This window comes from Hydrogenophilus hirschii (genome assembly GCF_054656675.1).
Genome location: NZ_BAAHXQ010000002.1, coordinates 75557 through 87717 on the forward strand (window position 1 = coordinate 75557; position 12161 = coordinate 87717).

The 12161-nt window shown below is 64.6% G+C and carries 10 protein-coding genes; 2 read left to right on the top strand and 8 right to left on the bottom strand.

All coding sequences use genetic code 11. The features are described 5' to 3' along the window. Positions 1-8: 8 nt before the first annotated feature. Entirely contained in the window at positions 9-1016 is a 1008-nt protein-coding gene (locus tag ACYQ4Z_RS07450) for a polysaccharide biosynthesis/export family protein (protein ID WP_219972024.1), read from the bottom strand. 144 nt (positions 1017-1160) lie between these two features. Here ACYQ4Z_RS07450 and ACYQ4Z_RS07455 point away from each other — a divergent pair, with 144 nt between their 5' ends. Next, entirely contained in the window at positions 1161-2150 is a 990-nt protein-coding gene (locus tag ACYQ4Z_RS07455) for an OmpA family protein (RefSeq protein ID WP_219972025.1), read from the top strand. On the opposite strand, the gene ACYQ4Z_RS07460 is transcribed toward ACYQ4Z_RS07455, so the two are convergent. From ACYQ4Z_RS07460 to ACYQ4Z_RS07485, 6 genes are read right to left on the bottom strand one after another with little or no spacing between them, the layout of a single operon-like run. Next, entirely contained in the window at positions 2140-3597 is a 1458-nt protein-coding gene (locus tag ACYQ4Z_RS07460; RefSeq protein WP_459860556.1) for a lipopolysaccharide biosynthesis protein, read from the bottom strand. The genes ACYQ4Z_RS07455 and ACYQ4Z_RS07460 overlap by 11 nt on opposite strands. Then, positions 3594-4628: a GNAT family N-acetyltransferase gene (locus ACYQ4Z_RS07465; protein ID WP_219972027.1), complete on the bottom strand. Its 1035-nt coding sequence runs from the start codon at positions 4626-4628 to the stop codon at positions 3594-3596. Before ACYQ4Z_RS07465 ends, ACYQ4Z_RS07460 begins: the two co-directional genes overlap by 4 nt. A 4-nt stretch (positions 4629-4632) precedes the next feature. After that, positions 4633-5862, bottom strand: a complete 1230-nt coding sequence (locus ACYQ4Z_RS07470) for a glycosyltransferase family 4 protein (RefSeq protein WP_459860557.1) — start codon at positions 5860-5862, stop codon at positions 4633-4635. Then, positions 5846-7003 (bottom strand): aminotransferase class I/II-fold pyridoxal phosphate-dependent enzyme, encoded by a 1158-nt coding sequence (locus ACYQ4Z_RS07475; RefSeq protein WP_459860558.1) that lies wholly within the window; start codon positions 7001-7003, stop codon positions 5846-5848. Before ACYQ4Z_RS07475 ends, ACYQ4Z_RS07470 begins: the two co-directional genes overlap by 17 nt. Continuing rightward, positions 7000-7962 carry an adenosylcobinamide-phosphate synthase CbiB gene (gene cbiB / locus ACYQ4Z_RS07480; protein WP_219972030.1) on the bottom strand — a complete coding sequence of 321 codons (963 nt, stop codon included), beginning with the start codon at positions 7960-7962 and terminating at the stop codon, positions 7000-7002. Before cbiB ends, ACYQ4Z_RS07475 begins: the two co-directional genes overlap by 4 nt. Positions 7963-7983: 21 nt before the next feature. Beyond that, positions 7984-9495, bottom strand: a complete 1512-nt coding sequence (locus ACYQ4Z_RS07485; protein ID WP_459860559.1) for a protein adenylyltransferase SelO — start codon at positions 9493-9495, stop codon at positions 7984-7986. Between the two features lie 174 nt (positions 9496-9669). Between ACYQ4Z_RS07485 and ACYQ4Z_RS07490 the strand changes: the two genes are divergently transcribed. After that, entirely contained in the window at positions 9670-11130 is a 1461-nt protein-coding gene (locus tag ACYQ4Z_RS07490; RefSeq protein WP_459860561.1) for a cobyric acid synthase, read from the top strand. Between the two features lie 33 nt (positions 11131-11163). Here ACYQ4Z_RS07490 and ACYQ4Z_RS07495 read toward each other — a convergent pair whose 3' ends face one another. Beyond that, on the bottom strand, positions 11164-12153 hold the full coding sequence (locus ACYQ4Z_RS07495; protein ID WP_219972033.1) for an SLAC1 anion channel family protein: 990 nt from the start codon (positions 12151-12153) through the stop codon (positions 11164-11166). Between the last annotated feature and the right edge of the window lie 8 nt (positions 12154-12161).

The window sequence follows — 12161 nt, forward strand, 5'->3', positions numbered from 1 at the left end:
CGAGATCCTTACAGGTTCCGTTGATAGCTGAAACTGAACGGGCGGGGGATCAACGACCAGAGCTGTTCCGCAGTAAGCGCCGCATCAGCCAGTCGCGTGTTGGGGACATAGATGACATCACCTTGGCGCAGGATCGGGTCTTTCCCCAAATTGCCGGTGGTCAGGATCGCGTTGAGATCGATGACGCGACCCACGGGGTGGTTCGCTTCGTCACGGGTGATCAGCAGCACGGTGCGGGCTTCGGCGCGCGGGTCGAGCCCGCCAGCCATCGCGATCGCCTGGGTGACGGTGGTGGGGCCGATCAGTTCGACGTAGTTGGGTCGTCCGACATAGCCGAAGACATAGGCCCGGTTACCCGTCGCTTTGAGGAGCAGCGTCGAGACGTTGAGACCCGAGATGACACGGGCATACGCCGCGGTGATCGCCCGTTGGGCTTCGTCGATCGTTTTCCCGGCGACGAAGATCGGTTCGATCAGCGGGAGCGTGATTCGGCCGTCGGGTCCGACGACCGTCAACCGGCTCTGCCCGCGCGTTGCGGTGCGGATCGCTTCTTTGAGGTCGCGGATGCGCTGACCGTAGCGTACCAAGCTTACGGTGCTACGGGGCTTTGTGAGCAGTTTGCTGTAGAGGCGATCGAGGTCACGCGCCAATTCCTCCGGGGTTTTTCCTGCGGCGCTGACGTCCCCGATGTACGGAACGGTGATCCGCCCGTCCGGGCGGACGTCGACCGTGCGATCGAGCTGCGGGTAGTCGACGAATTCGACCCGGATCTGGTCGCCGATCGCCAGCCGGTATTCGGGGTGGAGTTGCGTGTCGAATTGGTAGACGATTTCGAGTTCGTCACCTGGGGAGAGGAGATAGTCGCGCCCGACGAAGAGCGCGGTATTTTCCCGCACGTCGGAAGTATGGACGGAAACCCCGTTGGGGATCTCTGGCCGCGGGGTGGCGCATCCCGTGAGGATCAGGGTTACTGCAACCAGTGCCATGAACCCTTTGCGCAGCCGAAAAACCGACATAAACGTACCCCCCCTATTCGATCTGCTGATGATAGTATAGTGGATAAATCGCGCACGATCGAATTTTTGTGGGTGTTTCGTTCGTTATGGCGCAATTTGTCGTATATATTGTAAGACATGTCGAGCGGGTAGGGAGGTCGTATCGTGGAAGTGCGAACGTCTCGTTTGCCGTTGGTCGCGGTTGGGGTGGCGGCATTGATCGCGGGGTGTCAGTCGGCAGCCTACAACGTGCCGGGAATAGAAGAGAAGGAACGGGGGGTTTTGCCTGCGACGCAAGGGGTCGCGGTGCCACCACCGAGCGGTGCAATCGTCGAGCGCTACGCCGATCACCTCTTCGACGGACCGGCCGGGCAAGATTTCCTCGGGGCACTCAGTATGGGCTACCGCGAATTGGCGCGCGAGCGCGATAGTGCCAGCGACTTTGCCGACGCCGCAAAATTTTTGCAGCGCGCAGGCGCCGCCGCGCGCGGTGAGCGGATCTGGCCAGAAGAGATCGCCGCGCGCGTGTTGCCGAAATATGCGCTTCAGGATCTCATCTATGCGCGAACCCGTCTGATGCGGGCGTTCGATCAAGGTGCCGACCAGCGTTACCCGCGCATTGCCGCGCGGGCGCAGGTGGCGTTCGACTGCTGGATGGAATCACAGGAAGCCAATCGCTATCCTGAGTACGTGCACCGCTGCCGCATGGCGTTCGAGGAAGCGATGAGTCAACTGGAAGCGGGCAACGGAGCCCCCGCCGTGACTCCCGCGCCAACGCCGAGACAACCGGAGGGTGCTGCTGCGTGTGTCGCGAACGCGTGTGCGCCCCTGTCGCTCTATTTCGACCTCGACAAGGATCAGCTCTCGGCGGCGGAACGGGAAAAACTGCGTGACTGGGCCCAGGCGGCCAAAACGCACCCGGGTATGATCGTCGTTGCCGCCCATGCCGACCGTTCGGCGAGCACGCGCTACAACGACGCGTTGGCGCAGCGACGGCTCCGGCACGTGTTGGGCCTTTTGGCGGCAGAAGGGATCGGGCGCGATCGTATCGTCGAAGCGCGCGCGTACGGTGAGCGGCGCGTTCCGGTTCCGACACCAGACGGGGCGGTCGAAGCGCGTAACCGCGTCGTCGAGGTCTGGCTGCTCAGTCGTTGAGCGCGCCTTCTTTGCGCCACCACCGTTGGTGGGGGCCTGGGATACGCCACAGACCCACCCCATAGACCGACACGCAACCGAGCACGACGATCAGGAATTCCGTGATCGGAGAAGCCGACGGCAAAGCCGTGCGCACCGCGAAAGAGAGGAGCAGCGCGGTGAGCGCCGTCGCCGCAGCGAGCGCTAAGCCTGCGCGGTTCGCACCCAACCAGGGCCGCCAATCGAGGCGTAGAAGTCCCAGTGCGACGGTTCCCATGGTTGCCAAGAGGTAAAGACTGGGGATGAGATGCGCCCACGCTGCAGCGCGCAGTCCCAATGGGGCCGCAACCAGCAAACTGACGGCAAGGAGTCCAAGATAGCCGCTTTGCAGGCGCAACTCTTTTTTGGCGCGGCCACACGCTTCGAGCAGAGGGCCAGCCAGATGGTGCGTCAAATGGAGCATCGCGATCAGCGCCAGGATGCGCAGAATGGGTGCCGCGTCACGCCAAGCATCGCCGTAGAGCGCGACGATCACGACCTCGGGAACGGCCGCGAGCGCGGCAAGGATCGGGTAGCAGACGAGCGCGAGCGTCTGTTGGGCGTCGAGGAGCGCACGCGCCAATTTCACCCGATTCTCTTGAATCAGCGCAAACGCCGGAAACATCACGTGGCCGACCGTCGCGCCCAGGCGTTGCAGAGGGATCGATGCCAGTTGCGCGGCCCGCTGGTAGAGGCCAAGCGGTGCAGGGCCAAGGAGCCACCCCAGGATCAGGCTGTCGAGCGCGCCGCCCAAATAGATGATAAACCCCTTGGCGCTCAACGTGAGGCCGTAGCGCACAATCGCCGTTCCTTCCTGCGCGGACCAGCGTGGTCGCCAGACGCGGATACGCGAAGCGTGCCAGCAAAGCAGGGTGGCGAGCAGCCACCAGACGAAGAAACCCCACGCGAGGCTGACGGCGCCCCAGCCGTGCCATGCGAGCGTCACGCTGACCGCCGCGTAGCCGAGCGCGTAGCTGAGGAGATCGATCAGCGCCAATCGTTTGAGGTGGAGGTGGCGGCGCAAGAGCGCACGCGGTACGATCCCTAAGGTCATCACCGCTTGGGTGGCGCCGATGAGGGGCAAAATGGCTTCCAACTCCGGCGCGGCGAACCATTGGCTCAGGACCGGCGCTGCGGCAAAAAAGAGCGCGAGGAAGAGCGCGGCAAGCAGGAGCGAGAGCAGCCACGTGGTTTCGACCGTGGCGCGTCGGATGCGCCGTTTTTGGATCAGCGCCGATCCCAACCCGGCCATCGCCAGCGCTTCGGCGAGGACACCGAAGCCGGTGGCGATCGCAACGACGCCGAAATCATGCGGGGGCAAGAGGCGCGCAAGCGCAACGCCGACACCGACGCTGAGGAAAAGTTGCAGCAACGCGCGTGCAATCGTCCAAGCCATCCCGCTGCCGGTTTTGCGCTCACGGGGATTCATCGCGACCAACCTGTCAGCCACGTGACGAGCACGCGCCCAAGCCACCCTTTCGCGACGCGCCAGTCGGCCTCTTCGCGCACGCGCGGTCCCCATTCGAACTTGTAGGGTTCGTCGCCCAATAGGAAATCGAACTCCCGCCACCCCTTTGCGATGCCGGTTTCGAGCAGCGCGGCGATGAGCATTTTGCTGGGGCTGAAGCGCGCAAAAGCGGTGTCGAACGCCGGTTGGTAATAGCGGTAGGTGCCTTGGTCGTGAAAGCCGTAGGCGATCGCCCACGGTGTGCCGGGTTCGCCGAAGGTGTAGAGCCCAAGTTGCGCCGAGGCGTGGAGGCTGTGCGAAAGGTCATGGTGAAACGCGACGAACCGGGGGTCGTTCCATGCCGACGCGGCACCGTGCTGGCGCATGCTCCACTGAGCGAGCTGCTTCAGGGTATCCCCGATCGCGTCCGCTGGAACGGCACGAAGTGTGGCGTTCGGAGTGTCGCGTGCGATGCGGCGGTGCAAGTAGGCCAGTTCTTTGCGCAGTTTGGGGCGCCAGTTTCGTGCCAGCGCGTCGATGTCTGGGATTCCCGCTAGGGGAATATAGGGGCAGCGCCGGGGTGGCCGATCCCACAGTACGAGCGTTTTCGGCCACGGTAGCGCCAACAGCGCGCTCGTGCTTCGCACCCCTTCCCAGAAGAGGAGCGTGACGTCGGCGTGTGCCACCACGTCGGAGAGAAAACTGTGCCAGAGCCGATCCTGGTGCGCCAGAGGGGCGACGAGGTCGAGATGATCGGGGTGCAATGCGGCACCCAGCCAACGCCAGGCCGAAAAACCGTGCCAACGCACGGCTTCGAGCGGGAGCGCGCCGAGTGGTTCCGCCCCGTCGAACGCAACCCAGAGACGCAATTGGGGGCGATAGTGGCGCAGTACTGCGTCAAGCCACGGAGTATCGCAAAATAAGGGTAGCTCGGCCGCAGCAACCCATTCGTGCCACCGTTCCGGTTGTGTTTGCCACCAGGGTTCGGTATAGCAGCGCCACCGGATGGTCATCGCGTCACTTCCGCGCCTTTTGGTGGTGCCATTGCCACGCTGCGTGCACGGTAGCCCAGACCCGTTCCGCGTTGTGCTGCCACGTGAATTCCCTTTCGACCCGAGCCCGTGCCGCGTCGCCCAGGCGATGGCGCAGCGGCGCGTCGCGTACCAAGCGTTCGAGCGCCGCAAAGAAGGTGGAGTCGTCGTACGGGTCGAACAGCAACCCTTCGCGTTCGGCCGTGAGCACTTCCCGAACACCTGCCGTGTCAGGCGCAACCACTGCTTTGCCCATCGCCATGTATTCGAAGAGTTTGAGCGGCGAACAGTAGGGTTGGGTGTGGGGCAGCACCGCGATATCCAACGCCGCCAGGTGCTGTGGGATCGCGTCATGAGGCAGATGTCCGGTCCAGACGACCCATCGACGTTCGTGCGCGGGCAACTCCGCTAGCCTGCGCGCAACCGCTTCGTCGTGCCGCCCGATGAGCAGCAGCGCGACGGGGTGGCCTGCTGCGCGAAGCCGCTGCCACGCTTCGATGAGCCGTTGCGGCCGGTGCCAGACGATGAAACTGCCGCTGTAGCCGATCACCACCGTCTCGGTTGGCCACTGCCATTGCTGCCGCAGGGGTGTTGCGTCGATCTCGGGGTGAAAGCGGGTGGTATCGACACCGTTGTGATTGACAGTGATCGGTTTCTGGTCTGGGTTGCAGCGGTGTAACGGCGCGGCGATCGCACCCGTGACCGTAAGCGCGCCCGCTGAGAGGGCGAACGCATGACAATTGCTGAAGAGGCGATCGCACCAGGGAAGCGGTTTGACGTCGAGGTAGGTGCCTCTTAGTTCGCCGCGGTCGATGCCGTTGAATTCGGTGACCACAGGGATCCCGCGTTTGTGACACGCCCAGTGGATCGACAGCGTTTCGGCATCATAACGGGTGATCACCAGATCGGGGCGATCGGCGTCGAGCTGCGCGCCTTCTTGACGCGACCGCTGCCACTGCCGCCACAAAAGGAGCAGGTCGCGCAGATAGTAACGCCCCAACGCGCGACGGACTTTGCGCCACACCGTCTCGTTCGTCGTCGGCGCCCTGGACCGTTGTGGAGGCGCGACGACACGAAAGCGCACACCGCTTTGTGCGCAGAGCGCTGCGAAAGCCGCGATGAATTCGGCAACATGAACCGCGGAGCCGTCGGTTGGACTCGATTGGTAGTGCACATACCAAAGCGTGCGAAGGGTGGGGTTAGGTTTTGGGTCCATGGTCGCAGTGGCCTGTCGCGGAGGTGCCGTGGTGAATTGTAACCGCACCACACCGAGTGGGGACTTTGGCGCTTTCGGGCGTCAGCGTCAAGAGGCGTGCCCTCAGCTCAGAGATCTGTTCCGTTGGGGCGATGCCGACACGCAAAAACGGCAGCGTTGGGAACGAACGGACAAGGATCTGTTGGTTGGCGAAAAGCGTCGCGGCAGCTTCCGGATCGAGATGGGTCAATGTGATCGCGTAGGGGATGAGTCCATCAAGAAAGATTCGCGGGGAGGGATGGGCAGGGGTGACCGACAACCAACCTGTTTCGGTAAGAAGCGCCACCAGTTCGCGGTATGCCAGCGTCATGCGCATGAGTTGCCGTTTTTGCCAAACTGTGTCGGAAAGCGCAAGGGTCGCGGCCCAGCGTGCGGGGTGGCTGACCGCCCACGGGCCCAGGTGTGCGTCGAGCGCGGCAAGGAGTGGGGGTTCGGCAAACGCAACGCCGAAACGTAAGCCCGCCAGTCCAAAGAATTTGCCGAGCGACCGCAGGACGACCGCGCCGCGGGTTTGGGCAGCCCACGCGGGCAGCGGACTGGGGCAGGCAGTCGCAATCGCTTCGGCGTCGGCAAACGCTTCGTCGATTACGAGCAGACCGTGACACCGCGCCAGCCGCTCGTGCCAGGCGCGGATCTGGTCGAACGACCAGCGGTGGCCGGTGGGGTTGTTGGGTTGCCCCAAAACGAGGGCGTCGGCCGTTTCGAGTGCCTGGTCGATCGCTGAGGCAGTGAGCGGTACGGTTCGGACCAAGCGGCCGGCAAGCGCCCAGGTGCGCTGGTATTCGCCGTAGCTCGGGGTGGGGATCACGACGGTGCGGATCGCGGGAAAGAGGGTAGGGAGGATTTGCAGCGCCGCTTGGGTGCCGGGAATTGGAAGCCCTTCGGCGCCGTAGTACGTGGCGATCGCCGCGGGCAGCGCGTCGTCGGGCTCAGGGAGGCGTTGCCAGACTTCGGGAGGGACCGGCGGGAGTGGGTATGGCCATGGGGCGATTGCGGTCGAGAGGTCGATCCAGCGCTCTGGAGGCCCGCCGTAACGGGCGATCGCAGCGCGCAGGCGCCCGCCGTGGCCGATCGCGGGGGTCGCGTGCTCGGAGACGCTCATCGGCTTACCCACCACGCGGTCAAAAGGAGTACGCCGATCGTGGCGCGGCGCAGGAGCGCAAGGGCAGCAAGCGGTGTTTCTGGTGTGGCAGGAGCGCCGCAGCCGAGCGTGCCGCGCGGTTGCCAGACGCCGTGGTAGGGGGCGGGTCCACCGAGCCGCACGCCCAGTGCGCCCGCGCCCGCAGCCATTACCGGGCCGGCGTTCGGGCTGGGCCAATGGGGGGCTTGGCGCCGCCAACAGCGCAGGGCGTCGCGAACATGACCGGCAAGCGCGTAGGCAAGCGCGGTGAGGCGCGCACTCGGCCAGCCAAGGAGGTCGTCGGCTCGGGCGGCGAACCAGCCGAAGTCACGGTAGCGCGGGGTTCGGTACCCCCACATCGCGTCAAGCGTATTGGCCAGGCGGTGGAGCAAGACCCCGATGCCGCCCGCGACGGCGAACCAGAAAAGCGGCGCGATCACGGCATCGTGGCCGTTTTCGAGTGCCGATTCGGTCGCAGCGGTGGCCACGCCGCGGGCGTCCAAGAGCGCCGCGTCGCGGCTGACGATCTTCGCCACCGCGGCACGTGCGGCGGGAAGATCACCACGCGCCAGGGGGTCGGCCACGGCCACGATGTGCTCTTCGAGACTGCGCCAGCCAAGCGCCAAACCCAGGATGAGCCCTTCCCAGAGCCAGCGCAGTTTCGGGAATGCGGCAAAGAGCCACAAGGTGAGCAACAGCGGCGGGGTCACTGCCGCCAGCCAAGCGAAGAGTCCGGCGAGCCGCTCACGCCACATTGCAGTAGCCATGGAATCGGGGGTGGGTTGGGGCCCGACGCGCTGCGTGTGTAAGCCGCGTTCGCGCGCCCAGCGTTCACACCGCTCGGCCCAGCGTCCGAACGCAACCAGGGGATGAAAGCGCTTCGGCTCGCCGATCAGGCGGTCCCAAGCCAAACCGATGAGGAGCGCAAGCAAGTGGGTCATGGGCGCGATTATCGCAGAACATCAGGTGCCACACGTGGTGCGAAACTGCGCGAGAAATTCTGGGCTGGAGGGGCGCGCCAGGTCGGCGTACGCAGGATTTTCACGGAAGGGGTCTTGGATTGCGCCCAAGAGCCGTTCGAACGGGGCAAGGTCGCCCGCTTCGGCGGCGCTCAATGCGGCGGTGACTGCTTCGTTGCGTGGGATCAGCCACGGGTTCGCTTGCGCGAGCCGATCGGCGAATGTGCTGGAAGGTTGTCCTGGCATCAGGCCCACGCGGTGTTGCCACCGTTCGAGCCATCGCGACAATTCGGAATCGGGAATGAGTGCGCGCAGCGAGGCGTCGTCACCGGCGCTGAAGCGCACGAGCGCCCGGAAAGCGGCGGTGAAATCGGCGGCGTGCGTCGCCAGCAGATCAAGCCAGTCGGAGATGAGTGCTCGGTCGTGCGCGATCGTCCGCGCGTCGCCGTCCGGCGTCAACCCCAATTTGCGGCGCATCGCGGCGAGCCAGGCCGCTTCGTACAAGGCGGGAAAGCGCTCGAGGACGCGGTTTGCAAGGGTCACTGCAGTGTGCGGGTCGGGGTCGAGCAGCGGCAGCAGTGCTTCGGCAAGCCGGGCGAGGTTCCACTGCGCGATGCGGGGCTGTTCGCGATAGGCGTAGCGGCCGAAGCGGTCGATCGAACTGAAAACGGTTTGCGGGTCGAACGGTTCGAGAAAGGCGCACGGTCCGAAGTCGATCGACTCTCCGCTGATCGTCATGTTGTCGGTGTTCATCACGCCGTGGATGAATCCGACCGCAATCCATTGCGCGACGAGGTGCGCGTGCTGTTCCGCTACCGCTTCGAGGAGCGCGAGCGCAGGAGGTGCCGTGTCCGTCACGCGTTCGGGGTAGTGGCGCGCGAGCGCATAACGGGTCAGCCGTTCCAGTTTTTCGCGTTCGCCGCGCGCGGCGAAAAAAGCGAAGGTGCCGACGCGGAGGTGGCTCGCGGCAACTCGGGTGAGGATCGCGCCAGGGTGGCGGTGTGTGCGTACGACCCATTCCCCCGTCGTTGCTACCGCCAGTGCGCGTGTCGTCGGGATACCGAGCGCGTGCAGCGCTTCGCCGTAGAGCGCCTCTTTGAGCATCGCCCCGAGCGCCCCCTTGCCGTCGCCGCCGCGTGAGAAAGGGGTCGGGCCGGAGCCTTTGAACATCAGGTCGCGGCGATTGCCGTAGCGATCGACGACCTCGCCCCAAAGGAGCGCTCGGCCATCCCCGAGTACTGGGGCGAATCCGCCGAACTGGTGTCCGGCGTACGCTTGGGCGACCGGTTCGGCTTCTGCGGGCAGCTGTTGGCCGGTGAAAAGCGCTGCGCAGGTGGCTTCGTCGAGCATCGCGAGCGGCAGGTCGAGCTCGGCCGCAAGTTCGTGGTTGAGATAGACGAGCTTGGGGTCGGGGACGGGGTCGGGTTGCCACGGGATCGCGAAGTCGGGTAGCTCGCGGACGAAGGTGTTGTCGAATGGAAACGGGGGGAGCGCAACGTGGGGTGTCGACGGCATCTCTGGGACTCCGTGGGGAACTTGGGTTTGGTTGCGGTTGGTTTGGCTCGGTTTGGTTGGGTTTTGTTGGGTTTTGTTGGGTTTTGTTGGGTTTGGGTAAGCGTAGCGTGGGGGCGGTGCTTTGGCAACCCAACCGGGTTAGGGGGTAAGCGGCGCTGCAGGTACAATGACGCGATGCACACACGCGCGATGATGATCCAGGGAACGACTTCGGACGCGGGCAAGAGTACGCTCGTCGCTGCACTGTGTCGGCTGCTGCGGCGTGAAGGCGTACGGGTGGCCCCCTTCAAACCGCAGAACATGGCGAACAACGCTGCGGTCACCATCGACGGCGGCGAGATCGGGCGGGCGCAGGCGGTGCAAGCACAAGCAGCGGGGCTTGCTCCGCATACCGATTTCAATCCGGTGCTCTTGAAGCCACAGAGTGACCGCACCGCACAGGTGGTGATCCACGGGCGGGTGGCGGCGCAGCTCGACGCGCGGCAGTACCACGACTACAAACGGCGCGCACGCGAAGCGGTGCTCGAATCGTGGGCGCGTCTGACCGCACAGTACGATTTCATCGTGGTCGAGGGGGCGGGCAGCCCTGCCGAGGTCAATCTGCGCGCGAATGACATCGCGAACATGGGGTTTGCCGAAGCGGTCGACATTCCAGTAGCGCTCGTTGCCGATATCGATCGCGGCGGGGTGTTTGCGCAGCTCGTCGGGACTCTTGCGTGTCTGTCGCCAAGCGAAGTGGCGCGGATTCGCGGCTTCGTGATCAACCGTTTTCGCGGTGACGTTTCGCTTTTGACGCCAGGAATCGAATGGCTGACGGAACGTACGGGCAAACCGGTGTTTGGCGTCCTCCCCTATTTGCGCAATTGGTCGCTCGACGCCGAAGACAGTTTGCAGTCGGCAGCGGTGCGGTGCGACGCCAAGCTGCGGGTGGTGGCGATCGCTTACCCCCGGATCGCGAACCACACCGACCTCGACCCGTGGCGGCTCCACCCGGAGGTCGATTTTCGCTGGTGGGCGGGCGGCCCGTGGCCGGGTGCCGACCTGGTGATCCTCCCGGGGTCGAAAGCGGTGCGTGCCGATTTGGCTTGGTTGCGCGCGCAGCAAGGGGATGCGCATCTCTTGCGCCACTTGCGCTACGGCGGCAAGGTGATTGGGATCTGTGGCGGTTTTCAGATGCTGGGTGAATCGATCGCGGACCCCGAGGGAGTCGAAGGGGCGGCAGGGCACAGCGAAGGGTTGGGGCTACTCGCGGTCACGACCACGCTCACGCGCGCCAAGCGCCTCACGCAAGCGCGCGGCCGCATGATCCACCCTGCGGTCGTCGGCGCGACGCCGGTTCCCGTGACGGGCTATGAGATTCACCTGGGGGTGAGCGACGGGGCGGCACTCAGCATCCCGCTTCTGACGGGTGACGCCGGGGCAAGCGACGGGGCGGTGTCGGCGGATGGCCAGATCGTCGGCACCTATTGGCACGGACTCTTCGACGCCGCGCCGGCGTTTGCCGCATTCGCGCGTTGGGCAGGTGCAGGGTCGCTCACCGCGATCGATGCCGAGGCGCGGCGCGAAGCGATGATCGAGCAGCTTGCCGACAGCGTCGCAACCCACTGCGATTGGCGCGCACTCGTCGGGTGTTAGTCGCTGCGTGCTTGGGGCCTGGCCCGTTTGTGTTTATTCGGGTAAGAAGATCGCCCGTTTCGCTGCGGCAAGCGCTGTTTTCACGACCAGCCACAGAATCACCGCTGTGGTCAGCACAACGAGCACGACGGCAAGGGTGTTTAGGGCGCTATTTGCAGTGAGGTGGGCCATCGTCATCGTCGCGACCGTGAGCGCTGCGAGGGGGAACGAATAGGCCCAGGCGGAGAGAAAGAAGGGTACTTTGGCGAAACGCGCCGCATTCGTCGCAAGCACCAGCGCCAAAAAGAGGGCGACCCCATAGAGGATGCGTGTAGCAGCGTCGAGCGTTTCACCGTCGAGTTTGAGCCACGCGAGCATCCCGACCGAGGGCGGCGCAAGCAGGATGAAGAGCGTGGGGGCGAGCCGCTGCGGCAGCGGTTCGAAGAAGATGAGGCGGTGCATGACGATCGTCATCAGCACCAACCAGAAGACGATCCCGATCGCGAAAAAGTACCAGCTTGCTTCGAGATGGCCGTACCCGACGCCCGCAAGCGGCGCGACGACGTTCCCAACCACCGGGATGAACCAGGCCGGGTTGATGTGGGTCAGTTGGTAGTGGGCGTGGTGGAGCCAGATGTGCATCATTACGGGAACGAGGATTGCGTGTCCGATTGCGCCGACGAGCCAGAAACCGTGACCGATTCCCGGAGCGAAACTCTGATACGCGGTGCCCAAGAGCATCAGCGAAATCGTGATCGCCGCAAAGAAGTTGAGCCGTACCGGATGGCGCCAATCCTCGCGGATGCCTTGGGGGTTGTGCGCGGCTTTCAAGAGTAGGAGCAATCCGTAGAGTAAGAAGAGCACGGTTGCCACGACCGTCACGGCCTGCCCGATCACTGCGGGCCAGTGCCACAGATGGGCGGCTTTGAGCCAGACCAAAGCCAACCCACAGATCCCCATGATCGAAGCAAAGAGCGGCAGCGGAAAATAGCGGATCACGTCGGGTTGTACGGTGGGAGACGGTTCGGCAGTTGGTTGACGCATCGGGGTTT